The organism is Mycobacterium gastri (assembly GCF_002102175.1).
In the GTDB taxonomy this organism is placed as follows: Bacteria; Actinomycetota; Actinomycetes; order Mycobacteriales; family Mycobacteriaceae; genus Mycobacterium; species Mycobacterium gastri.
This window is the reverse complement of the sequence record NZ_LQOX01000070.1, coordinates 1-23,573: the sequence shown is the minus strand read 5'-3', so window position 1 is coordinate 23,573 and position 23,573 is coordinate 1. Positions and strand designations below refer to the sequence as shown.

Genomic DNA, 23,573 nt, shown 5'->3' with positions numbered 1-23,573 from the left:
ATCGGCAACGGCGGAGTCGGCGGGGGTGCCGGCGCCGGCGGCGTCGGGGTCCAGGGCGCCGGCGGGGCCGGGGGCAACGGCGGCGTCGGCGGCAACGCTTGGCTCATCGGCGGCGGCGGCGCCGGCGGCGCATCCAACGGGGATGGTGGGGCCGGCGGCAACGGCGGCAACGCCCGGCTGATCGGCAACGGCGGGGACGGCGGCGACGGCGGCGACGGCGGCGGCCCCGGCGCCACTCCTGGGGCCGGCGGGGCCGGCGGCCAGGGCGGACAGTTGTTCGGTACGCCCGGCGCCCCCGGGGCGCCGTAGCCGGGGTATTACCGCCCGGCGTACCGACACCCTTACCGCCGCAACGATTTTCGAGCCACCTGGGAACCGGGGAGACGGCCAGCCGTTAGCCCTTACCCGACGATGGCCGGTTCCGGTATCGCAGGTACTGGCAGCGCACTACCATCCACGCTGGCCGTGGCGACGGCACATGAACCAATCCCCTGCGTCGACCTGGCGGGACCGGTGAGTCCGGCGGGGCTGGCGGCAACGGCGCGCTTGGTACCGAGCTCATTGAAGCGCATCGCCGTTGAGCTACAACAGCTCAACAACCCCGGCCGACGCCGAATCGGCCAGTGTCGCGTCAAACGTAACCAGCCGCCCGCCATAGCGGACGGCCAACGCGATCAGATGACGGTCCGTCACAAGACGGTGAGTCGACACAGCCGCCCGATCGCCACCCTCGCCGACCACCAACGGCACGTCGTCGGGCCAAAACGCGTGGCCCGGAAGATCTCTCAGCGCCTCCAATTGCGCGATAGCGGTCGCCGGTGTCGTCGACACCTGCATCAGCCTGCGATTGCTCGAAATGCGAACAAAACCCATCTCAGTGACCGGCGTGGTAGCCCATCCACTCGACGAAGACTGCGTAAACCATTCCCGCGCCGCCGTGTGGTGAACGTGATTCCGCCAGCCCAAGGCAATCAGCACGTTCACGTCGAGCAGCGCGGTCACACGTCTTCCTCAAGCGCCCGGGCGACATCTTCGTCGGTGATGACTGGCGCATCCGCCGGGACGTCGAACACGGGCAGCCCGTCGATCACGACAATCCCTACGGGCCGCAGCGACCTGCGCGCCAACTCAGAAATCACCGCGCCTACCGACCGACCTTCCGCGCGGGCGATGCTGCGCGCATCTTCTAAGACGTCGTCATCAATTTTCAGAGTGGTGCGCACCGCATCATGGTACCGCCAGGTCCCGCTCCCGAGACGGCAAGATGACGGCCGCCGATGCCGCAATCGGCTGCTGCCGACTGCCGTTGCCAGTCGCCGCGGTGACCGCGTTGCGGGCCGCTTCCATCCGCTTCAGCGCAGCATCGGTGAACACCGACAACCCGAGTTCGTGGTTATAGCCGTGGATTTCTTTGACGTCGAGCTGCGCCAGGAAGTAGACGATCTCCTTGGACACCACCTGGCCCGGGACCAGCACCGGGAACCCGGGCGGGTAGGGCACCACGAACGTCGTCGACACCAGCTTTCGTCCCTCGGCTAGCCGCCGCCCAGCCATGCCGATCAGCACGTATTCCCGGTCGGACTCTTCATAGCCGGCGTAGAAGGCGGATCGGGTGTCGCCGTAGACACTGTTGTCGTCGGGACGGAAGGCCACGTCGAACTCGCTGAAGTCGGGTAGGTGCGGCAGGTCCAGAGTGATCTCCTCGACCCGGCGCCGGTGCAGCGCCCAGTCGGCGGCACTGGCCGCCTTTTGGGTCCGGTCGAAGTCGGTGGCAATCCGGCGCAGCACGTCGAGCAGGTAGTGCACGCTCGACCACGTCACGCCGATGGTGAAGATCAACAGCACGCTGTTGATCGACGTCTTGTTGATCTGGATGCCGAACCGCTCCATCAGGATCTTTTCGCGGAAGTCGTATCCGTTCATCCCGGTCGCACCGATGAACAGGGTGACCCGGGTCGCGTCCAGCACGAACTGGTCGGACCGCCACGCCTCGTTCCATTCGGCCAGCGCGCCCTGCCTGACCTGACGGTAGGAGCTGACCGACGAGGCACGGTACTCCTCGGGCACCAGGTCGGACTCGTCGAGAATGCGGAACCACCTGCTGATCAACCGGTCTTTGCGGACCCGGTGCCGGAACACCAGTGCCATGTCGTAGACCTGCCGGACCAACTGGAATCCCTCGATGTCGACCTGCCGGCGCGCCAGGTCCAGCGAGGCCAGAAGTTGCTGGTTTGGCGACGTCGAGGTGTGGGTCAAGAACGCCTCACCGAACGCGTCGCGGGCGAGTGCGTTGAAATCCTGGTCGCGAATGTGGATCATCGACGCCTGCCGAAGCGCCGACAGTGACTTGTGGGTGGAGTGCGTCGCGTACACCCGCACCCGCGCACGAGCAGGGTCGGGCAGTAACCGCCGGTCAACCCATTCCGACCGATCGACCCCTTGCATCGACGCCGACCACTGCCGGTATTCCTTGGCGTATTCGTCGGACGCCAGCATGTCTTCGAGGTGCTCGGCAGCCACCATCGCGGTCCGCTGCCGGGCCCACGGCACCGCGGTGGCAAACGCATACCACGCCTCGTCCCACAGGAAGCAGATGTCCGGCTTGATCGCCAGCACCTCCTCCATCACCCGCCGCGGGTTGTAGACGACACCGTCGAAGGTGCAGTTGGTGAGCAGCAGCATGCGGACCTTGTGCAGCTGCCCGGCCGCCTCGAGATCCAGCAGCGCCTTCTTGATCGTGCGCAGCGACACCGCCCCGTAGATGGCGAACTGCGGCAACGGATAGGCGTCCAGGTACAGGGGGTACGCACCGGCCAATACCAGGCCGTAGTGGTGCGACTTGTGGCAGTTGCGGTCGATGAGCACAATGTCGCCGGGCCGGGTCAGGGACTGGACGACGATCTTGTTGGCCGTCGACGTTCCGTTGGTGACGAAGTAGGTGTGGTTGGCGTTCCAGGTGACCGCGGCCTTGTCCATCGCCTTCTTGATGTTGCCGTGCGGGTCCAGCAGCGAGTCCAGGCCGCCGGAGGTGGTCGAGGTTTCGGCCATGAAGATGTTGCGGCCGTAGAACTCCCCCATGTCCTGCAGCGACTTGGAGTTGAAGATGCTGGCGCCCCGCGCGACGGGCAGCGCGTGGAATTGGCCGACGGGTGCGGCGGCGTAGGCGCGCAGCGCGTCGAAAAACGGTGTGGCGAACCGGTTCCGGAGCCCGGCCAGCACCGTGCTGTGCAGGTCGGTCACGTCGTTGAGCCGGTAGAACGTCCGGTCGTAGACATCCGGCTCGTCGCCGTCGCCCGCCGCGATCGACTCGTCGGTGAGCAGGTAGAGATCGATGTGCGGCCGTAGCTCCCTGATCCACTCGCCACATTCGATCCAGTCGTGCGGGCGATCGGGAATGACCACCCCGCCCTCGGTGTCGTTGGGACCGAGCAGCGTATTCATCAGCGGCAACCGGTCGCGGGAACGCAGTGGCAGGTCGTGGCGGATGATCGCGGCCTGGATCTCGCCGTTGAGCGCAACCGCGGTGATGGCGTCCTCGACGCTGGGCGCCACCAGGATCTCGAACTGGACGTCGTCGTCGGGGTTGCGCAGCTCCCGGAGGCACTCGACCAGGCTCTCCGGAGCCGTGGGGGGCGCGTCGTCAGCGAGCAACACCGTGTAGAACTGCTGCTGTTTGGCCTGGGCCACCAGTTCCTGGTCGGCCAGCGGCGCCGAGATGTCGAACAACGCTGTGCGGTCACCGTATTCACTGAGCAGGCGCACGGCCAGCGACACCTCTTCGGTGAGCCGCACGGTGGACTTGCTCTCCAGGTGGGCGCGGAACGTCGCCAGATTCTCCGCGCCCGGGTACAGCCAGTACCGCTCGTAGGCGCCGATGCGGTCCATCAGCCGCTTGACCTTCGCCATGTCGTGGGTGATGTCCAGCCCGGCGAGGTCAACCTCGGCCAGGTGGCGGCACGCGTCGTCGAGCAGGTTCCACGTGTCGATGCGTGTGTACGACGGGTTGGCGACTGCCGCCAACGCGGAGACGCGAAGTCGTCGCTGGCGGGAGCTGTCTCGGTACATGTCGTCACCTGTTCTTGTGGTGCGGTAGCGCCATTCGGTGCAACTTGTGATTATTCGCGTGCCAGACGGAAATAGTGACCGGTACGGACACACTCGGGATCCGACGGTGCCCGGTTGCCGCAGCGCATGCCGCGAGGTTACGCCGTCGACCCGGCGAGCGGGAGGGTGTGGACTGGCGCCCGGCGCGGACCTGCGCAAGTCCTCAACCAGGCTGGGGAAAAGCGGCGGCGCAGACCTGCACATAGGATTTCGGCCATGGCGGCCGACCAACAGGAACAGACGTACGACCAGACATACGACGTAGTGGTGCTCGGGGCGGGTCCGGTGGGCCAGAATGTCGCGGACCGCACCCGGGCGGCCGGCCTGGATGTCGCAGTGGTCGAACGTGAGCTCGTCGGGGGCGAATGTTCGTATTGGGCCTGCGTGCCCAGCAAGTCGCTGCTGCGTCCGGTCCGCGCGATCTCTGACGCGCGCCGGGTCGAGGGGGCGCGCGAGGCGGTCACCGGTTCGATCGACCCGGCCGGTGTCTTCGGCCGCCGCGACCGCTACGTGAACGACTGGGACGACACCGGCCAGGTCGACTGGGTGGCCGGTATCGGAGCGACGCTGGTCCGTGGGCATGGACGGTTGGACGGTCCGCGACGAGTTGTGGTCACGACACCCAGCGGCAGGGAGGTGGTGCTGGCCGTCCGGCACGCGGTTGTCATCTGCACCGGAAGCCGGACCGCGATCCCCGACTTGCCCGGCCTGGCCGAAGCTCGGCCCTGGACCAACCGCGAAGCCAACGACAGCAGCGATGTCCCGAACCGGCTCGCCGTTGTCGGGGCCGGCGGCGTGGGTGTCGAAATGGCAACGGCCTGGCAAGGATTGGGCTCAAAGGTGACCTTGCTGGCCAGAGGCTCGCGCCTGCTGCCGCGGATGGAGCCTTTTGTGGGAGAGCTTGTCAGCCGCGGTCTAACAGAGGCCGGTGTGGACGTGCGCACGGGTGTGACAGTCCGCGAACTCAGCCGGGCTTACCCGTACTGCCCGTTAGCGCTCGCGTTGACCGACGGCACCGAGCTTGAGGTCGACGAAATACTGTTTGCCACCGGCCGAAAACCCCTCACCGACCATATCGGCTTGGAAACAGTCGGATTAACGCCCGGCAGCTGGCTCGACGTCGACGACACCTGCTCCGTGCGCGCCGTCGAAGATGGTTGGCTCTACGCGGCCGGGGATGTCAATCACCGTGCGCTGCTGACCCACCAGGGCAAGTACCAAGCGCGCATTGCCGGTGCGGCCATCGGCGCCCGTGCCGCGGGCACGCCGTTGGACACCGCGCCGTGGGGCGTTCATGCGACCACCGCAGACCATCACGCCGTGCCGCAGGCCCTCTTCACCGACCCCGAAGTCGCCGCGGTCGGGCTCACGGAGGAACAGGCGGTGCAGGCCGGGCATCGGGTCAAGGCCATCGACGTCGAAATCGGGGACGTCGTCATGGGAGCCAAGCTCTATGCCGACGGGTACACGGGCCGGGTGCGAATGCTGGTCGACGTCGATCGCGGCCACCTGCTCGGGGTGACCATGGTCGGCCCGGGTGTCACTGAGCTGCTGCACTCGGCCACCATCGCCGTCGCCGGCCAGGTGCCCATCGACCGGTTGTGGCACGCCGTGCCGTGCTTCCCGACCGTCAGCGAATTATGGCTGCGGCTTCTCGAGGCCTACCGCGATTCGTTTTTCGTGGTCGTTTAGGAGCCGCGCCGAAAACCCGGTGGGTCAGCCGTCCAGCTCGTCGTCGCTGTCGATGATCCGCCGGTTGCCCAACGTGCTGTCGACCCAGCGCAGCATCGGAAGCTGCGGGAATTGCGGAAATTCCCAGCGGCGCGCGGGCAGGTCGGTGACGTCGCCGAGGGATCGCACCACCGCCTGGGTCAGGCCCATGATGGCCGCCATCACCGGCAGCAGCGGCTGCAGCGGCTTGGCCGCCGAGCGGACCGTGCTGATCCGGCGGGCCAGGATCAGGCGCTCGATGCTGTGATACAGCCAAGCGCCGACCCCCAGCGCATAGATCGACAGCGCCGAGGCGACAATGGCCCAGCCGTAGGCAGCGCAGATCACCGCGCCCAGCACCACCGCCGCGGCCATCCAGGCGGCGATCACGACACGCAATTCGAGTCTGCTCATGAACACGATCCTTGGTTTTCCGGCAGGCGTTCCGCATCTCCAGGCACCGCCTTGCGGACCGCGTGAGCGGCCGCGCGGATCTGCGGCGTCACCAGCATGACTTGCCCCAGCACTCCGTTGACGAAGCCGGGCGACTCGTCGGTGGACAGTTCCTTGGCCAGCTCGACGGCCTCGTCGACGGCTACCGGTTCAGGGACGTCGTCGGCATGCAGCAATTCCCACACCGAGACCCGCAGAATGGCGCGATCCACCGCGGGCAGCCGATCCAGCGTCCAGCCCTGCAGATGCGCGGCGATCAGGTCGTCGATGTGGGCGGCATCCTCACCGACGCCGCGCGCCACCGCGGCCGTGTAGGGATGCAACGGCGCGACTTCCGGCTTGGCTGCCGCTAGTGCGGTGCGGGACTCGACCACCTCGAGCGGGCTCATGCCCCGCGCCTCGGCCTCGAACAACAGGTCCACCGCGCGCTTGCGGGCCTGATGGCGTCCTTTGACCGGCTTGCCCGGTTTTCCCTCGGGCATGCTCAGGCGTTGACCCTGCCCAGGTAGCTGCCGTCGCGCGAATCGACCTTCAGCTTGTCCCCGGTGTTGATGAACAGCGGCACCTGGATCTGCGCGCCGGTCTCCAGCGTGGCCGGCTTGGTGCCGGCGCTGGACCGGTCGCCCTGCAGGCCCGGCTCGGTGTGGGTGACTTCGATCTCGACCGTCACCGGCAGCTCGATGTACAGCGGCGCCCCGTTGTGGAAGGCCACCTGCACCGGCATGCCCTCCAGCAGAAACCGCGCGGCGTCGCCGACCAGGGACTCCGGCAGCGGGTGCTGTTCGTAGTCCTGGCTGTCCATGAACACGAAGTCCGAGCCGTCGCGGTACAGGTAGGTGGTGTCGCGGCGGTCCACGGTGGCGGTTTCCACCTTCACCCCGGCGTTGTAGGTCTTGTCGACGACCTTGCCCGACAGCACGTTCTTCAGCTTGGTGCGCACGAACGCCGGCCCCTTGCCCGGCTTGACGTGCTGAAACTCGACGATCTGCCACAGCTGTCCATCGATCGCCAGGACAAGTCCGTTCTTGAAGTCAGCGGTGGTCGCCACGGTCTGCTAAATCTCCTACAAAATGGCCAGTTCCTTGGGGAACCGGGTCAACAATTCCGGGGTCTGTCCGGCGCTTTCTGAGGCGCCTGGCGTCTTAGAGGGCACTACCAATGTGTCCTCGATGCGGACACCGCCGCGGCCGGGTAGATAGACGCCGGGCTCCACGGTCACCACAGAGCCCGCAAGTAGTGTACCGGCGGATGTCGCCCCGATGCCCGGCGCTTCGTGTATCTGCAGGCCAACGCCGTGTCCCAGACCGTGGCCGAAATTGTCGCCGTAGCCCGCGTCAGTGATCAACTGACGCGCGGCGGCGTCAACCTCACGCAGCTCCGCACCCGGGCGCAACGCCTCGCGACCGGCCTGCTGCGCCTGGGAAACCAGCTGATAGAGCTCCAGCTGCCAGTCGGCCGCCTTGCCCAGCACGAAGGTGCGGGTCATGTCGGAGTGATAGCCGGCGACCAGCGCGCCGAAGTCGATCTTGACGAAGTCACCCGTGGCCAGCTCCGCGTCGGTGGGACGGTGGTGCGGGATGGCCGAATTCGGTCCGGCCGCCACGATCGTCTCGAACGACACCGCGTCGGCGCCGTGATCGAACATCAGCCCTTCCAGGTCGCGGGCCACCTCCCGCTCGGTGCGTCCCGGGCGCAGACCGCCGCGCCGCACCAGGTCGGTAAGCGCGGCGTCGGCTGCTTCGCAGGCCAGCCGCAGCAATGCGAGCTCACCGGCATCCTTGACCTCACGCAGCGTCTCCACCATCCCGGAAGCCCGGACCAGCTCGGTGCCGGTGTCCTGCAGACCAGCCGTCAGGGCATCCAAACCGTCCACCGTGACCACATGGCTCTCGAAACCCAGCCTGCCGACGCCGCACTCGGCCGCCCGGCAGCTCAGGTGACGGCCGAGTGCCCGCTCGATGACCACCTCGAGGTCGGGGGCCTGCTGGGCGGCCTGAATACGGTACCTGCCGTCGGTGGCCAACACCGCTTCGCGTTCGTCGGCGAACACCAGCAACGCGCCGTTGGAGCCGCTGAAACCGGATAGATATCGGACATTTATCAGATCGGTGACCAGCATCGCATCCAGTCCGGCGGCACCGATTTTGGCTTTCAGGTTGTGTCGACGCTGGGAATGTGTCACGACCGTTGACGGTACAGCTACGCTGAATTCCCATGACTAACTGGATGCTGCGCGGACTGGTGTTCGCCGCCGCGATGGTCGTTCTACGTCTCTTTCAGGGGGCGCTGATCAACGCCTGGCAGACTCAGGCCGGATTGATCAGCCTGGTGCTTCTGGCGTTGTACATCATCGCCGTCGTGGTGTGGGGACTCGCCGACGGAAACGCCGACGCCAAAGCCAACCCGGACCCGGACCGCCGCGGAGATCTGGCCATGACCTGGCTGCTGGCCGGGCTGACAGCCGGGGTGCTCAGCGGTGCGGTGACCTGGCTCATCGCCGTTTTCTACAACGGCGTCTACGCCGGTGGGCTGATCAACGAGCTGACGACGTTTGCGGCCTTCACCGCCCTCATCGTCTTCCTGTTCGCGATCATCGGGGTGGCCGTCGGCCGTTGGCGTATCGATCGCAATGCCCCCCCGGCCCCCGTGCACGACGGATCCAGGGGTCGTGGCGATACCGACGTATTCTCCGCCGTGCGCGCCGACGAGACGCCGACCGGGGAGATCCAGCCGGCCCGGGCGGAGGCGCAGGCCACCGCGCCCACCGCCGTTGCCACCGTCGAACGCGAAGCACCCACCGAGACGATCGCCACCGCAGAGCATGAGTCTGCGACCGAGGTGATCCGCACCGGCGAGTCCGAGGCGCCCACCGAGACGATCCCCACGACCGACTCCGAGGCACGCACCGAGGCGATCCGTCTCGACGACGAGACCAAGCCCGATCACAAGCCCAAGCAGGACTAGCGTTCGGCGGTGTTCGCCAGATACCGCAGGGCGAGCAGGTAGCCCTGGACACCGAGCCCGACGATCACGCCAGTGGCGACCGGGCTGAGGTAGGAGTGCCGCCGGAACTCCTCGCGGGCATGGACATTGGAGATATGCACCTCGATCAGGGGCGCGCTCAGTTCCGCGCAGGCGTCGCGCAACGCCACCGAGGTGTGCGTCAGGCCGCCGGCGTTGAGGATCACCGGTTGGGCGGCGTCAGCGGCCCGATGAATCCATTCCAGCAGTTCCGCTTCGCTATCGCTTTGCCGCACAACGGCTTTGAGTCCGAGTTCGGCGGCCTCCCGCTCGATCAGAGCAGCCAGTTCAGCGTGGGTGGTGCTGCCGTAGACGGCAGGCTCACGCTGGCCCAGCCGGCCCAGGTTCGGACCGTTGATCACGTTCACCGTCACCGTCATGCGGCGCACACTCCGGCGTAGGCCGTCACCAGCAGCCCCGGATCCGGCCCCACCAACCGTCCCGGCTTGGCCAGTCCGTCCAGGACCACAAACCGAAGCACACCGGCCCGCGTTTTCTTGTCGCCCGTCATGAACTCCAGCAACTGGGGCAGCGCGTCCGGGTCGTAGCTGACCGGCAGGCCCAGCGACGACAGGATCGTGCGATGGCGCTGCGCGGTGGCCTCATCCAGACGTCCGGCAAGCCGGGCGAGCTCGGCCGCGAACACCAACCCGACCGACACCGCGGCGCCATGCCGCCACCGGTACCGCTCGCGGCGCTCGATCGCATGGCCCAAAGTGTGGCCGTAGTTGAGGATTTCGCGCAGCTCGGATTCCTTTTCGTCGGCGGCGACCACCTCGGCCTTGACGACGACCGCCCGGCGGATCAGCTCCGGCAGCACATCGCCTTTCGGGTTCAGGGCAGCCTCTGGGTCGGCTTCGATGAGATCCAGGATCACCGGGTCGGCGATGAACCCGGCCTTGACGACTTCGGCCATCCCGCAGGCGATTTCGTTGTGCGGCAAGGTCTGCAGCGTCGCCAGGTCGGCGAGCACGGCGAGCGGCTGGTGAAACGCCCCAACCAGGTTCTTGCCCGCATCGGTGTTGATGCCCGTCTTGCCGCCGACGGCGGCGTCGACCATGCCCAGCAGCGTGGTGGGCACGTGCACGATCGACACACCGCGCAACCAGGTGGCCGCCGCGAAGCCGGCGACGTCGGTGGCGGCTCCCCCACCGAGACTGACCAGAGCGTCTTTACGGCCGAGTCCGATGCGGCCCAACACTTCCCAGATGAATCCGACGACGGGCAGGTCCTTGCCGGCCTCGGCGTCGGGTATTTCGATGCGGTGCGCGTCGATGCCCTTGTCGGCCAGGCGTTTCCGGATGGTCTCGGCGGTGTCGGCCAGCACGGGTTGATGCAGGATGGCGACCTTGTGCCGACCGGCCAGCAACTCGTCCAGTTGCGTCAGCACACCGATGCCGATCACCACCGGGTAGGGCGGGTCGACGGCAACGTGCACCGTCGCGGGCGCGCCGGTTTCGGTCATGTGGCCGCCTGACTGGGTGTCTGACTGGGCGTCGGCAGCCGCGACATGATGTAGCGCACCACCGCCCCGGGGTTGCGACGGTCGGTGTCGACCCGAATGGTGGCGACGCGCCGGTACAGCGGCACCCGGTTGGCCATCAGCGACCGGTACCGCTCGCCCCGGTCGGGCCCGGCCAGCAGCGGCCGCACGGTGTTGCCGCCGGTGCGCCGCACCCCTTCGGCGGCGCTGATCTCCAGGTAGACGACGGTATGGCCGGCCAGGGCCGCGCACACGCCCGGGCTGGTGACCGCGCCGCCGCCCAGCGACAGCACCCCGTCGTGGTCGGCCAATGCCGCGCGCACCATGTCTTCCTCGATGCGCCGGAACTCCTGCTCGCCGTCGGTGGCGAAGATGTCGGCGATGCTGCGCCCGGTCTGCTGCTCGATGGCCGCGTCGGTGTCGAGCAGACCGACCCCGAGGGCTTTGGCCAGCCGCCGGCCGATGGTGGACTTGCCGGATCCCGGCAGTCCCACGAGTACCGCAATTGGTGCCATCTGATTGCCTACCCCGGCTATCCCGACACCCGAGCGGCCGGTGACAGGCGGTCGGCGACGGCGCGCTGGTAGGCCTCGATGTTGCGGCGGGTTTCGGTCAGCGAATCGCCGCCGAATTTCTCCAGGGCCGCGCGCGCCAGCACCAGCGCCACCATGGCCTCGGCCACCACTCCGGCGGCCGGTACCGCGCACACGTCGGAGCGCTGGTGGATGGCGACGGCCTCGTCGCCGGTGGCCAGGTCGACGGTGGCCAGCGCCCGCGGCACGGTGGAGATGGGCTTCATCGCGGCGCGCACCCGCAGCGGCTGGCCGTTGGTCATCCCGCCTTCGAGCCCACCGGCCCGGTTGGTCGAGCGGACAACACCGTCGGACCCGGGGTACATCTCGTCGTGGGCGCGGCTGCCGCGACGGCGCGCGGTCTCGAATCCGTCACCGATCTCCACCCCCTTGATCGCCTGTATGCCCATCACGGCCGCGGCCAATTGGCTGTCCAGGCGGTTGTCACCGCTGGTGAACGATCCCACCCCCACCGGCAGGCCCAGCGCCACGACCTCCACCACGCCGCCCAGGGTATCGCCGTCTTTCTTGGCCGCTTCGATCTCGGCGATCATGGCTTGCTCGGCCGCCTTGCCGAACGCGCGGACCGGGCTGGCATCGATCGCGGGCAGGTCTTCGGCCCGGGGCGGCGGGCCGTCGTAAGGCGCCGACGGGCCGATCGAAATCACATGGGACAACACGTCGACACCCAGCGCCTGTTTGAGGAACTGCCGCGCGACGGTTCCGGCGGCCACGCGGGCGGCGGTCTCGCGGGCGCTGGCCCGCTCGAGCACCGGCCGGGCGTCGTCGAACCCGTACTTGAGCATGCCGGCGTAGTCGGCGTGGCCCGGACGCGGACGGGTCAGCGGCGCGTTGCGGGCCACATCCTGCAGCTGTGCCGGGTCGACCGGATCGGGGGCCATCACGGTTTCCCACTTGGGCCATTCGGTGTTGCCGATCTCGATGGCAATGGGCCCGCCCAGCGTGCTGCCGTGGCGCACGCCGGACAGCACGGTCACCGCGTCCCGCTCGAAGGTCATCCGAGCGCCGCGACCGTAGCCCAACCGGCGGCGGGCCAGCTGATCGGCGATCTCGGTCGAGGTGACGTCCACTCCGGCGACCATGCCATCGACCACGGCCACCAATGCCCGGCCATGGGATTCGCCCGCGGTGATCCAGCGCAACACCCGAACATCTTCCCATGTGCACGCCCCACGACCGCCGACCGGCTTGAGCCGTATGTCGCGACCAGCGGCCCCCTGCCATGCGACCTGGCAGGCCGACGCATTGTCGGTCGGTTCCGATGACTATTGGACTGCGCCAGGCGATGCGGTCACGAACCCGACCTCGAGGCAGCCGGCCAACAAACGGTGGTCATAGGTCACAAACGCGGTCAGCTCCCGCTTGATCTGCGTTGCCGCTGCGAGATGAAGCGCGTCGAGCGAGCGCAGGGTAGCCGGGCCGATCGTTTCGGCGAGATTGATCACCGGCGCGGTGAGCGGAAGAATGTCGAGCCCGTCGAGTAAATAACGTGCGCGTTCAACTTGGGCCGGTTCCCCGTACCGGGCAACGACTCTCATCAACTCGACCCGTCCGAGCGCGCTCGTCGCCGCGGATTCGCCCTGGCCTCGTTGTGCCGTCAGCCAGCTGCGCAGATCGGCCGTCTCCGGTTCGGCGATGAGCAACTTGGTCAGGGCCGAGGTGTCCAGGTAAATCACTGCTCGTTGCGCATCTCATCGAGAACGTCGGAGAGAGTGCGCTTGCGGTCTGGCGCCAGTGCGGCTGTCACGTCGAGAAGGTTCTGCGGGCGTGGGGCCGGAATCAGGGTGCCTGATTCGATCAGGGCTTCGCGAGAACGCTCTGCCGCCCGCACCGGAACGAGTCGGGCGACGAGCCGCCCGTTGTTGGTGATGCCGAGTTCCTCGCCGGCTTCAACCCGGGCGAGATACCTCGATGCGTGCTGCCGTAGCTCTCGTACCCCGATCGCTTCCACGGCTCCCATGGTAGCACTCAATGTGCTACATCGTGGGCTCATGGTCTCGCGCGCACGCAAACCCGAGCTCACATCAACACCATTGCCAGCGCCCCGGCGGTGGCGACACACATCGAAGGTCCATGCGGAACGGTGGTCGTGTCGGCGCCGCCGATAAACCGGGCAACCACGCCACACACCGCCGTGAGCAGCGGCGCCGCCAGCGCCGCCAGAAACCACGCGTCGGCGCCGAAGCAGCCGGCCAGCGCGCCCACACCAACAGCCAGCTTGACGTCACCGGCACCCATCCCCGTCGGTGCCAGCAGGTGCACCAACAGGTACACCGCGGTCAGGGCCGTCGCGCCGGCCAGCGCGGCCAGCCCACGGCCGCCGATCGTCGCCGCGAGCAGGACCGCAGCCGCCCCAGGCAGCGTCAGCAGGTTGGGCAGCCGACGTTGCCGGAGGTCGTAGCAACTCAACACGGCCATCCAGGCCAGCACCACCGCAGCCACGCCAATGCGCATGCGCGGCAGGCTAATCCAGTTCCGCCAATGCGCAAGTCATCGCCTCCCGCGGCGCGGGCAGGCCGGTGAACTGCTCCACCTGGGCGAACGCCTGATGCAGCAGCATCTGCAGTCCACTGATCGCCCGGCCGCCGGCAGCCGTCACCGCCGCCGCCAGCGGGGTGGGCCACGGGTGGTAGATGGCGTCCAGCAGCACGGGAACCCCGGCCAACGTCCGCGCATACCGTTCCGCGACGTCGGCCGGCAGCGTGCTGACCAGTACCGCGGCGGTGGCCACTTCGTCGGCCAACCGGGCATCGTCGAGGGCGCAGAACCTGCTCGTCACGCCGGCCTGCGTGCCCAGGTCGACCAACCGGGCCGCTTTCCCGGGATTTCGTGCCACGACGGTGATACCGGTGACGCCGAGTTGGACCAGCCCGACGACCGCGGCCGGCGCGGTGCCGCCGGAGCCCAGCACCACCGCGTCTCCGGAAGCCGCGCCGAGAGCGCCGGTCACCCCGTCGATGTCGGTGTTGTCGGCCCGCCAACCTCGTGGCGTGCGCACCAGCGTGTTGGCCGAACCAACCTGCTCGGCGCGGGCGGTTCGCTCGTCGGCGAACCGCAGGGCGGCGAACTTGCCCGGCATGGTCACCGATACGCCGACCCACTCCGGCCCGAACCCGCCGACGACGGCCGGCAATTGCTCGGCCGTGCACTCGATGCGCTCGTAGGTCCAGTCGTCGAGGCCCAGCGCCCGATAGGCGGCCAGATGCAATTGCGGAGACTTCGAATGCGCGATCGGCTTGCCGAGAACCCCGGCCTTCGTGGCTTTTCTAGCGGGTGCTGTCGAGGACACCGTTGTGTTTAGCCAGCTCGATGTTGGCCAGATGCTGCTGGTAATCCCGGGTGAACAGCGTCGTGCCCTGAGAGTCGATGGTGACGAAATACAGCCAGTCCCCGGGGGCGGGATGTTCGGCCGCGTGCAGCGCGTCCACCCCAGGCGAGCAGATCGCGGTCGCCGGCAGCCCTTCGGCCATGTAGGTATTCCACGGCGTCCGCAGCGCGCGGTCGGCGTCGCTGGTGGCCACTTCCCGGCGATCCAGCGAGTAATTCACAGTCGAGTCGAACTCCAGCGTGCGGTGTTCGTGCAGGCGGTTGTAGATGACCTGCGCCACCTTCGGGAAATCCTGGACGCTGGATTCCTGCTGCACCAGCGACGCCACCACCAAGATGTCGTAGGGTGACAGGCCCAGCGACGTAGCGGTATCCACCAAACCCGCTTTGGCATACTCCACGGCACCCGCGCTGATCAGCGACGACAGGATGGCTCCCGCCGAGGCCGACGGGTCGACATTGAAGGTGCCCGGCGCAATGAGCCCCTCGATGCGGCGATGGTCATCGCCGAGTTCGATCACCGGCTCAACCGCCCACGGCGGCACCGCCAGCGTCGTCGGCGTGCTCTTGCTGGCGGCGGCGCGAAGGTCAGCCACCGGAACGCAGTGTCTATCCCCGTCGAGGTCCACGCATGTCGCCCGCGAGATCAACGCGAGGATTCCGGGGGTGACCGCGTTGGTCTTCATGTCGGTGGTGTCGTCGAGTTGACGTCCCTCTGGGATGACTAGCCTGCCCACCCGGCTTTTCGGGTCGGCCAGCCGGGCGACCGCGTTGGCTGCCGGAATCTCAGTGCGCATCCGGTAGTAGCCGGGCTGAATCGACGAAATCGCCTCGTTGCCGTGCGCGGCGTCGACGAACGCCCGAACCGTTTTCACCACGCCGTGCTTGTACAGCGTCTCCCCGACCGCCGTGGTCGAGTCGCCCGCCTCGATCTGAATCACGAGGTCGTGCTTGCCGGTTCCGGTGTAGTCGTTCCCGGCGCCCAGTATGAGGCGCCAGAGCTTGCCGCCGAAGACCACGGCCGTCACCACGACCGCGACCAGCACGCTGAAGGCCAATCCGCCCAGGATGCGCCGCCACCGGCTGCGGCTGTGGCTGCGCTTGCGCCGGTCTGCTCTGCTCATCCGGTGCCGGTGCGGCCCCACCGCCACCGGCTCGGCCCGCTGACGGTCGACGTCCTCAGCCATCGGCCATGTTCCCGGTTACCGGTCCGGGCGCTGCACTGCGGCGTTGATCCAGCCACGACTGCAGGATTGCCACGGCGGCGGCCTGGTCGATGACCATACGTTGATCTTTGGCCCGGATGCCCGCCTGGCGCAGTGATCGCCGCGCACTGACCGTGGTCAGCCGCTCGTCGGCAAGCCGCACCGGTGTCGGGCTGATGCGCTGTGCCAGCGCATCAGCCAGGTCGATCGCGTCCTGGGCCGCCGGGCCGATGCGGTCGGCCAGCGTGCGCGGGAGTCCGACCACCACCTCGACGGCCTGCAGTTCGGCGGCCAGCGCAACCAGCCGGCGCAGGTGCTTGCCGGAGCGGTCGCGGCGCACTGTTTCCACCGGAGTGGCCAAGATGCCGTCGGGGTCGCTGCACGCCACGCCGATCCGCACACTCCCCACGTCAATGCCGAGGCGTCGTCCCGGTCCGGGTTCTGAATCGCCGGGCCGGTCGGGCTGGCGCTGAGGTGGGGCGCTCACTCAACCGACCCGCGCTATCGCCGTGATCTCGGCGCGGACCGCGTCGAGCGCGGCGTCGATGCCGGTCGGTTTCTTTCCGGAACCCTGGGCCAGGTCGGCCTTGCCGCCGCCGCGGCCGTCGACGGCCACGGCCAGACGTTTGATCAGCTCGTTGGCGCGAATCCCCAGGTCCTGCGCGGCGGGATTGGCCGCGACGGCATAGGGCACGCTGTCGTTCTCGCCTTCCGCGATCAGCGCGATCACCGCCGGATCGCTACCCAGCCGGCCGCGGATATCACCCACCAGGGAACGCAAATCGGCCGATGTTATGCCGCCCGACATGCGCTGTGCCACCACCCGGACGTTACCGATGAGTTCGGCTCCGGCGGCGGCGTTGACCGCAGCTGCCCGCGCATTCGCCAGACGGACGCGTTCCAGCTCCTTTTCGGCGGCCTTGAGCCGATCCACCAGGTTGGCCACTCGCGCCGGGACTTCCTCGGAGGGCACCTTCAGCGACGAGGCCAGCCCGGCCATCAGGGCGCGCTCCTTGGCCAGGTGGCGGAAGGAGTCCAGCCCGACGTAGGCCTCCACCCGGCGAACCCCGGAGCCGATCGACGATTCGCCCAGAATGGTCACCGGCCCGATCTGCGCCGAGTTCTCGACGTGGGTGCCCCCGCACAGCTCCAGCGAGAACGGCCCACCGATTTCGACGACCCGGACTTCGTCGGGGTAGCTTTCGCCGAAGAGCGCCATCGCGCCCATCGCCTTGGCTTTTTCGAGCTGCTCGGTGAAGGTGTGCACTTCGAAATCGGCCTGCACCGCTTCGTTGGCCACCTCTTCAATTTGGGTCCGCTGGTCTTCGGTGAGCGGCCCCTGCCAGTTGAAATCGAACCGCAGATAGCCCGGTCGGTTCAACGAGCCGGCCTGAACCGCGTTGGGCCCCAGCACTTGCCGCAACGCGGCGTGCACCATGTGGGTCCCTGAGTGACCTTGCGTGGCAGCCCTGCGCCAGCCCGGGTCGACGGCCGCGATGACGATGTCGCCCTCCACGAACTCTCCGGACTCGACGTTAACCCTATGCACCCAAAGGGTTTTGGCGATTTTCTGCACGTCGGTGACCGCAGCCCGGGCGCTGCTGCCCGATCCGGTTCCGCGGATGGTTCCCTCGTCGGCGATCTGCCCGCCCGACTCGGCATAGAGCGGAGTGCGGTCCAACACCAGCTCCACCCGATCGGCCTCGACGGCGTCACTGTGAGCCACCACCGGCACCCGCCTGCCGTCGACGAAGATGCCCAGGATTCGTGCTTCCGACGTGAGCTCGTCGAATCCGGTGAATTCGGTGGGGCCGGCGTCGACCAGCTCGCGGTACGCGGTCAGATCGGTGTGCGCGTGCTTGCGCGCGGCGGCGTCGGCCTTGGCTCGGCGGCGCTGCTCTGCCATCAGCTCGCGGAAGCCGCCCTCGTCGACCGTCAGCCCGGATTCGGCGGCCATTTCCAGGGTGAGCTCGATCGGGAACCCGTAGGTGTCGTGCAAAGTGAAGGCGTCCGAACCGGAAACCACCGTCGCGCCCTTGGCTTTTGTGGTGCCGGCGACCTCGTCGAAAAGTCTGGAGCCCGAAGCCAGTGTGCGGTTGAACGCCGTCTCCTCGGCGACGGCGATGCGGTTGATCCGGTCGAAGTCGCTGACCAGCTCGGGATACGACGGACCCATCGCGTCGCGCACGGTGGCCATCAGGTCGCCGACGATCGGGGTGTCGATGTTGAGCAGCTTGGCCGACCGGATGACGCGTCGCAGCAGCCGGCGCAACACGTAGCCGCGGCCGTCGTTGCCGGGGCTGACGCCGTCGCCGATCAGGATCGCCGCGGTGCGGCTGTGGTCGGCGATGATGCGGTACCGCACGTCATCGGCGTGATTTCCGGCGTCGTACGGGCGCGCGGCGACCAAGGCCACAGTGTCCACGACCGGTCGCAACAGGTCGGTCTCGTAGACGTTGTGCACGTCTTGCAGAACCAGCGCGACCCGCTCGACACCCATGCCGGTGTCGATGTTCTTGCGGGGCAGTGGGCCCAGGATCTCGTAGTCCTCTTTGGTGGTTCCCTCGCCGCGCTCGTTTTGCATGAAGACGAGGTTCCACACCTCGAGGTAACGGTCTTCGTTGACGATGGGCCCGCCTTCGGGGCCATAGTCGGGGCCGCGGTCGTAGTAGATCTCCGATGACGGTCCGCACGGCCCGGGAATGCCCATGGACCAGTAGTTGTCGGCCATACCGCGGCGCTGGATCCGCTCCGGCGGCAGGCCGGCGATTTCCTGCCACAGGCCGGCGGCCTCGTCGTCATCGAGATAGACTGTGGCCCAAATCTTTTCGGGGTCGAGCCCGTATCCGCCGGCGGCGACGCCGTTGGTCAGCAGCGACCACGCCAGTTCGATCGCTCCGCGCTTGAAGTAGTCGCCGAACGAGAAATTGCCGGCCATCTGGAAGAAGGTGTTGTGCCGGGTGGTGATGCCCACCTCGTCGATGTCGGGGGTGCGGATGCACTTCTGGATGCTGGTGGCCGTCGCATACGGCGGTGTGCGCTGTCCCAGGAAATAGGGCACGAATTGGACCATGCCGGCGTTGACGAACAACAGATTGGGGTCATCGAGGATCACCGATGCGCTGGGCACCTCGGTGTGACCGGCCTTCACGAAATGATCGAGGAACCGTTTCCTGATCTCGTGTGTCTGCACTGTCGTCGCTTCCCTAAGTTTCCTTGGTCAGATTCATTACCAGCCTATTCGCCGGCCTATTCGAAGGCTGTCTAAAACCGCTTAGCGCCCGCTCAGCCTTCCACAAAACTCAAACGCACCGAGCGCCGCGGATTATCCCGGTTCAGGTCGGCCAGAACGACGCTTTGCCAGGTGCCCAGCAGCGGCTCGCCGCCCGAGACGGGCACCGTCACCGACGGGGCGACCAGGGCCGGGAGCACGTGGTCGGCGCCGCGACCGGGAGAGCCATGCGCGTGCCGATAGCGGTCGTCGCGCGGCAGCAGTCTTTCCAGGGTGTCGATCTGGGGGCACCTCCCGCTTGCGGGGGAGTCATGGTCGGAGCCGGCGCCGGTCTCGATGATCGCGACCCCGGCCGTCGCATGCGGGACGAACACGTTGCACAGCCCGTCACCGTGTGACGCGCAGAAGCCGCGCGCCGTGTCGGTGAGATCGACAATGCGGCGACGCGTGGTGTCAACGTCGAGCACATCGGTATACACCCGCCCAGCCTACCGGGACGGCTTTCGCGGCCCGGCGATCCAGGATCGTCCAAGATGGGCCCCGAAACTTATTGCCACGGCCAGTCGGCAGGGGGAAGGTGGACGTGGGACCGGTGGCGCCACCGGGGCGCCGCCCCGAGATAGGGAAAGAGGGGTGGATCGTGCACGCACTATCTACCACGATTCAGGCGCAACCTGAATCCATCGATGCCGGAATCGCGCATGTTCGCGATGAGGTCATGCCCGCAATCCCGCAGATAGACGGGTGCATCGGCTTGTCCCTTATGGTCGACCGCCAGACGGGCCGGTGCATCATCACCACGGCGTGGGAGACCGAAGAAGCAAGGCGTGCCAATGCGGGACAGCTAGTCCCCGTGCGGGATCGGTGCGCGGAGGTATTCCAGGGCCCTGCCAATGTCGAGGAATGGGAGATTGCGGCGTTGCATCGCGACCACCGCACGAGCGAGGCCGCATACGTGCGAGCGACCTGGGTCAAAGTGTCGCCGGACCAAGTTGACCAAGGCGTCGACTACTACAAATCGGCAGTCTTGCCCCAACTCGAGGACCTGGAAGGGTTCTGCAGCGCCAGCCTGATGGTAGACCGCGCATCGGGGCGTGCCGTGGCTTGCGCGACGTTCGACACCAGTGACGCGCTGGAGCGCAACAGGGACCGGATCACGGCCCTCAAGACCTCGTCAATGGCAGAGGCGGGCGCCGAAGAACTCGACGAATGCGACTTCGAACTGGCGTTGGCACATCTTCGGGTGCCGGAGCTGATCTGATCGGGGCCAGGCGAGGGTAAGTCGATGGGCTACCGGCCGAATCCGCCATTCGGCCGGTAGCCACGCTGGTCAGCCCCTCGCGGCATGGTCACTAGCGGTGCCCATTGCCACGGCTGTCGGGTAGGAGGAAGGTATTCGGTGGGACCGGTGGCGCCACCGGGGCGCCGCCCCGACACAGGAGGGGCCGATCGTGTACGCACGCTCTACCACCATCCAGGCACAACCCTTGTCGGTCGACATTGGAATCGCTCACATTCGCGATGTCGTGATGCCCGCCCTCCAAGCGATCGACGGATACGTCGGACTGTCGCTATTGGTCGACCGGCAGTCCGGCACATGCATCGCCACCAGCTCTTGGGAGACCTTGGAAGCGATGCGCGCCAGCGCCGAGCGGGTGGCTCCCATCCGCGATCGGGCCGCGATGATGTTCTCCGGCAATGCGCGGGTCGAAGAATGGAACATCGCGCTGATGCACCGCGACCACCGCTCGCATCCCGGAGCATGCGTGCGGGCCACCTGGCTCAAAGTTGTGCCTGACCAGATCGAGCGTTCCCTGAACTTTTACGGGACGCAGGTGTTGCCCGAGATGGAGGCTCTGGACGGGTTCTGCAGTGCCAGCCTGATGGTTGATCACCCCGCGTGCCGGCGTGCAGTATCGTCCACCACATTCGACACCATGGACGCAATGGCCCGTAACCGCGACCAAGCCACGGAGCTGCGCAGCAGGCGCGTCCGCGAATTGGGTGCCGAGGTGCTCGACGTCGCCGAATTCGAGCTGGCGATCGCTCACCTGCGCGTGCCTGAGCTGGTCTGACCCGGCGTCGAGGGTGCGCTGACGGCGTCGAGTGTGCGCTCAGGGCGTCGAGTGTGCGCTCATGGCGTCGAGTGTGCGGTCATGGCGTCGAGTGTGCGTCCAGGGCTTCGAGAGTGCGCTCATGGCGTCGAGTGTGCGGTCATGGCGTCGAGAGTGCGCTGACGGCGAATTCAAGGGCCCGTCGGTCGCCCTGGACGCACACTCGAAACCACAGACGCACACTCGAAGCCCTGGACGCACACTCGAAGCCCGCTGAGCCGGGCACTCGTCTACCGCTTCCCGGAGGCAGCCATTACAGCAACACCCACGGACGTCTTGCGCCTCGATGTGGACAAAGACGCAGTGGACAAGACGCAGTGGACAAGACGCAGTGGACAAGCCAGCCGCGCTGTCGTCAGGGCAGGGCGTCACCCGCAAAGCCTCGGCAAGGATGTACCTCGTGGGTGAATACTCCCGCGGCAACGCCCGGGTCGTCGTTCATGATCGCCGCGGTGTCGTCAACCGTCGCCGCGAACACCCCGATGCCGCAGACATCGGAACCGTCGGTGACCCGCCAGCACACCCTCGTCGCGCAGTGCGAAGTTGCGGCGCCCGTGCTCCCAGACGATCGACGGTGCCGCCTCCTCACCGAACTTCGGTCCTTGCCTGAGGATGACAACGCTGTAGGGCCTGGCGGCGGGCTGCAGTTGGTTCATCTCGTCGTCGGTGAAGGCCTTCATGCCCGTCCCCGTTTCTTGCGGATGATCGCCCGTAGCCGGTCCAGCCGGCCGGCCATGTCCCGTTCGCCGCCGCGACCGGTGGGCCGATAGTAGTTCACGCCCACCAGCTCGTCCGGCGGATACTGTTGAGCCACAACACCATCCGGGTCGTCGTGGGAGTACGTGTAGCCCTGCGCATTGCCCAGCGCCGCGGCACTGGAGTAATGCCCGTCGCGCAGATGAGCCGGGACCAGGCCGGCTTTGCCCGCCTTGATGTCGGCCATCGCCGCGGCCAGGGCCGTGGTGACGGCGTTGGACTTCGGCGCGGTGGCCAAGTGCACAGTGGCGTGGGCCAGCGTCAGCTGGGCCTCCGGCATACCGATCAGCGCCACGGTCTGGGCGGCGGCGACCGCGGTCTGCAGCGCGGTCGGGTCGGCCATGCCGATGTCCTCGCTGGCCAGAATCATCAGCCGCCGCGCGATGAACCGGGGGTCCTCACCGGCGACGAGCATGCGGGCCAGATAGTGCAGCGCGGCGTCGACGTCGGAGCCACGCACCGATTTGATGAAGGCACTGACGACGTCGTAGTGCTGGTCACCGTCGCGGTCGTAGCGGACCGCGGCCCGGTCCAGGGATTGCTCGATCGCCTCGACGGTGACCTGCTCGGCGACTTCAGCAGCCACCTCCAGCGCGGTCAGCGCCCGGCGCGCATCCCCGGCGGCCAATTGCACCAGCAGGTCGACGGCCTCGGGTGTCACCACCACGCGCCCACCGAACCCGCGGGGATCCTCGATTGCGCGCTGCACGACGATCCGAATGTCGTCGGGGGTCAGCGGCCTCAGCTGCAGGATCAGCGATCGCGACAGCAGCGGGGCCACCACCGCAAAGGACGGATTTTCGGTAGTCGCGGCGACCAACAACACCACCCGGTTCTCCACCGCCGACAGCAGCGCGTCCTGCTGGGTCTTGGAAAATCGGTGCACCTCGTCGATGAACAGCACCGTTTGTTCGCCGGCAAGAAGCCCCCGCCGTGCCTCGTCGATGACGGCTCGGACGTCTTTGACCCCGGCCGACAACGCCGACAGGGCTTCAAACCGGCGTCCGGTGACCTGCGAGACCAGCGCTGCCAGCGTCGTCTTGCCGCTTCCGGGCGGACCGTAGAGGATCACTGACGCTACGCCCGACCCCTCGACCAGGCGGCGCAACGGCGACCCCGCCGCCAGCAGGTGGTCCTGCCCGACCACTTCATCGAGCGACCCCGGGCGCATCCGCACCGCCAGCGGCGCGCCGGCTGACACGTCGAGGCCATGATCGGTCGGCTTCGGCGCGCCGGGCAGGTCGAACAGACCGTCGGACACGCTTCAGACATACCACGCGCGCCCTATGGGGGCCGAGGTGTCGCACGCGCCGGGGACGTCACCCGTAAAAGGAGCACCACCAATCCGCGCGCCTCCGGCCCACATTTGCTAAGTTCCGGTTTGCTAGTTCCACGCGCATACAGGCGAGAGCGAACGACCAGCCACTTAGGACAGCGATGAGTCAGCCGCCAGAACACCCAGGCACTCCCACCGACCCCCAGGGCGGCGATCACAGCACCGCGGGCTACCCGCCGCCTCCCCCGCCACCGGGTTACGGGACCACGCCGCCGCCTCCCCCGCCACCGGGTTACGGG

General features: G+C 67.5%; 25 protein-coding genes and 1 pseudogene. 5 read left to right on the top strand and 21 right to left on the bottom strand.

The window, feature by feature from the left end; genetic code table 11:
- Positions 1–309 (top strand): hypothetical protein (locus AWC07_RS06525; RefSeq protein WP_208622368.1); only part of this gene is annotated, 309 nt, incomplete at its 5' end.
- Between the two features lie 273 nt (positions 310–582).
- On the opposite strand, the gene AWC07_RS06520 is transcribed toward AWC07_RS06525, so the two are convergent.
- The 3 genes from AWC07_RS06520 to AWC07_RS06510 are packed head-to-tail and all read right to left on the bottom strand — an operon-like array spanning position 583 to position 4,065.
- A complete protein-coding gene (locus AWC07_RS06520) occupies positions 583–1,002 on the bottom strand; it encodes a type II toxin-antitoxin system VapC family toxin (RefSeq protein ID WP_036411804.1) in 420 nt (139 codons plus the stop codon).
- Positions 999–1,223, bottom strand: a complete 225-nt coding sequence (locus AWC07_RS06515; protein WP_036411803.1) for a ribbon-helix-helix domain-containing protein — start codon at positions 1,221–1,223, stop codon at positions 999–1,001. The genes AWC07_RS06520 and AWC07_RS06515 overlap by 4 nt, the downstream gene beginning before the upstream one ends.
- Before the next feature lie 4 nt (positions 1,224–1,227).
- Positions 1,228–4,065, bottom strand: coding sequence for an aminotransferase class I/II-fold pyridoxal phosphate-dependent enzyme (locus tag AWC07_RS06510; RefSeq protein WP_036411801.1), 2,838 nt, complete (start codon positions 4,063–4,065; stop codon positions 1,228–1,230).
- Positions 4,066–4,320: 255 nt separating this feature from the next.
- Between AWC07_RS06510 and AWC07_RS06505 the strand changes: the two genes are divergently transcribed.
- Entirely contained in the window at positions 4,321–5,796 is a 1,476-nt protein-coding gene (locus AWC07_RS06505) for a dihydrolipoyl dehydrogenase family protein (RefSeq protein ID WP_036411799.1), read from the top strand.
- A 24-nt stretch (positions 5,797–5,820) separates the two neighbouring features.
- On the opposite strand, the gene AWC07_RS06500 is transcribed toward AWC07_RS06505, so the two are convergent.
- The 4 genes from AWC07_RS06500 to AWC07_RS06485 are packed head-to-tail and all read right to left on the bottom strand — an operon-like array spanning position 5,821 to position 8,449.
- Positions 5,821–6,228, bottom strand: coding sequence for a hypothetical protein (locus AWC07_RS06500; protein ID WP_036411798.1), 408 nt, complete (start codon positions 6,226–6,228; stop codon positions 5,821–5,823).
- The gene (gene nusB / locus AWC07_RS06495) at positions 6,225–6,749 is read right to left on the bottom strand and encodes a transcription antitermination factor NusB (RefSeq protein WP_036411795.1); all 525 of its coding nucleotides are present in this window, start codon (positions 6,747–6,749) and stop codon (positions 6,225–6,227) included. The genes AWC07_RS06500 and nusB overlap by 4 nt, the downstream gene beginning before the upstream one ends.
- Before the next feature lie 2 nt (positions 6,750–6,751).
- The gene (gene efp, locus AWC07_RS06490; RefSeq protein WP_036411793.1) at positions 6,752–7,315 is read right to left on the bottom strand and encodes an elongation factor P; all 564 of its coding nucleotides are present in this window, start codon (positions 7,313–7,315) and stop codon (positions 6,752–6,754) included.
- A 15-nt stretch (positions 7,316–7,330) separates the two neighbouring features.
- Positions 7,331–8,449: a M24 family metallopeptidase gene (locus AWC07_RS06485; RefSeq protein WP_036411791.1), complete on the bottom strand. Its 1,119-nt coding sequence runs from the start codon at positions 8,447–8,449 to the stop codon at positions 7,331–7,333.
- A 32-nt stretch (positions 8,450–8,481) separates the two neighbouring features.
- Here AWC07_RS06485 and AWC07_RS06480 point away from each other — a divergent pair, with 32 nt between their 5' ends.
- Positions 8,482–9,231, top strand: coding sequence for a B-4DMT family transporter (locus tag AWC07_RS06480; protein ID WP_084293453.1), 750 nt, complete (start codon positions 8,482–8,484; stop codon positions 9,229–9,231).
- On the opposite strand, the gene aroQ is transcribed toward AWC07_RS06480, so the two are convergent.
- The 12 genes from aroQ to AWC07_RS06420 form a co-directional block, all read right to left on the bottom strand.
- Positions 9,228–9,668: a type II 3-dehydroquinate dehydratase gene (aroQ, locus tag AWC07_RS06475; RefSeq protein WP_036411835.1), complete on the bottom strand. Its 441-nt coding sequence runs from the start codon at positions 9,666–9,668 to the stop codon at positions 9,228–9,230. The genes AWC07_RS06480 and aroQ overlap by 4 nt on opposite strands.
- On the bottom strand, positions 9,665–10,753 hold the full coding sequence (gene aroB / locus AWC07_RS06470) for a 3-dehydroquinate synthase (RefSeq protein WP_036411788.1): 1,089 nt from the start codon (positions 10,751–10,753) through the stop codon (positions 9,665–9,667). Before aroB ends, aroQ begins: the two co-directional genes overlap by 4 nt.
- Positions 10,750–11,286, bottom strand: coding sequence for a shikimate kinase (locus AWC07_RS06465; RefSeq protein ID WP_036411786.1), 537 nt, complete (start codon positions 11,284–11,286; stop codon positions 10,750–10,752). The genes aroB and AWC07_RS06465 overlap by 4 nt, the downstream gene beginning before the upstream one ends.
- Positions 11,287–11,303: 17 nt before the next feature.
- Positions 11,304–12,509, bottom strand: a complete 1,206-nt coding sequence (aroC, locus tag AWC07_RS06460; protein ID WP_036411785.1) for a chorismate synthase — start codon at positions 12,507–12,509, stop codon at positions 11,304–11,306.
- A gap of 120 nt (positions 12,510–12,629) precedes the next feature.
- A complete protein-coding gene (locus AWC07_RS06455; protein ID WP_036411784.1) occupies positions 12,630–13,040 on the bottom strand; it encodes a type II toxin-antitoxin system VapC family toxin in 411 nt (136 codons plus the stop codon).
- Complete coding sequence (locus AWC07_RS06450; protein WP_425271223.1) at positions 13,037–13,324, bottom strand: type II toxin-antitoxin system Phd/YefM family antitoxin; 288 nt, start codon at positions 13,322–13,324, stop codon at positions 13,037–13,039. The genes AWC07_RS06455 and AWC07_RS06450 overlap by 4 nt, the downstream gene beginning before the upstream one ends.
- A 59-nt stretch (positions 13,325–13,383) precedes the next feature.
- Positions 13,384–13,818: a prepilin peptidase gene (locus AWC07_RS06445; RefSeq protein ID WP_036411783.1), complete on the bottom strand. Its 435-nt coding sequence runs from the start codon at positions 13,816–13,818 to the stop codon at positions 13,384–13,386.
- A 10-nt stretch (positions 13,819–13,828) separates the two neighbouring features.
- On the bottom strand, positions 13,829–14,653 hold the full coding sequence (locus AWC07_RS06440; RefSeq protein WP_036411781.1) for a shikimate dehydrogenase: 825 nt from the start codon (positions 14,651–14,653) through the stop codon (positions 13,829–13,831).
- On the bottom strand, positions 14,631–15,878 hold the full coding sequence (locus tag AWC07_RS06435; protein WP_036411779.1) for an endolytic transglycosylase MltG: 1,248 nt from the start codon (positions 15,876–15,878) through the stop codon (positions 14,631–14,633). The genes AWC07_RS06440 and AWC07_RS06435 overlap by 23 nt, the downstream gene beginning before the upstream one ends.
- A complete protein-coding gene (ruvX, locus tag AWC07_RS06430; protein WP_036411778.1) occupies positions 15,871–16,383 on the bottom strand; it encodes a Holliday junction resolvase RuvX in 513 nt (170 codons plus the stop codon). The genes AWC07_RS06435 and ruvX overlap by 8 nt, the downstream gene beginning before the upstream one ends.
- Complete coding sequence (gene alaS, locus AWC07_RS06425) at positions 16,384–19,089, bottom strand: alanine--tRNA ligase (RefSeq protein ID WP_036411777.1); 2,706 nt, start codon at positions 19,087–19,089, stop codon at positions 16,384–16,386. It lies immediately after the preceding gene.
- Positions 19,090–19,181: 92 nt separating this feature from the next.
- On the bottom strand, positions 19,182–19,595 hold the full coding sequence (locus AWC07_RS06420) for a YjbQ family protein (protein ID WP_167380021.1): 414 nt from the start codon (positions 19,593–19,595) through the stop codon (positions 19,182–19,184).
- Between the two features lie 173 nt (positions 19,596–19,768).
- Here AWC07_RS06420 and AWC07_RS06415 point away from each other — a divergent pair, with 173 nt between their 5' ends.
- Together AWC07_RS06415 and AWC07_RS06410 are read left to right on the top strand one after the other, a co-directional pair.
- Positions 19,769–20,389, top strand: coding sequence for an antibiotic biosynthesis monooxygenase (locus tag AWC07_RS06415; protein ID WP_036411831.1), 621 nt, complete (start codon positions 19,769–19,771; stop codon positions 20,387–20,389).
- A 190-nt stretch (positions 20,390–20,579) separates the two neighbouring features.
- Positions 20,580–21,203 carry a hypothetical protein gene (locus tag AWC07_RS06410; protein ID WP_036411775.1) on the top strand — a complete coding sequence of 208 codons (624 nt, stop codon included), beginning with the start codon at positions 20,580–20,582 and terminating at the stop codon, positions 21,201–21,203.
- 394 nt (positions 21,204–21,597) lie between these two features.
- Here the strand turns inward: AWC07_RS06410 and AWC07_RS06405 are convergent.
- Both AWC07_RS06405 and AWC07_RS06400 read right to left on the bottom strand, forming a co-directional pair.
- Positions 21,598–21,922: pseudogene (locus AWC07_RS06405) on the bottom strand (hypothetical protein).
- Positions 21,919–23,259 (bottom strand): replication-associated recombination protein A, encoded by a 1,341-nt coding sequence (locus AWC07_RS06400; protein ID WP_036411774.1) that lies wholly within the window; start codon positions 23,257–23,259, stop codon positions 21,919–21,921. Before AWC07_RS06400 ends, AWC07_RS06405 begins: the two are co-directional and overlap by 4 nt.
- Between the last annotated feature and the right edge of the window lie 314 nt (positions 23,260–23,573).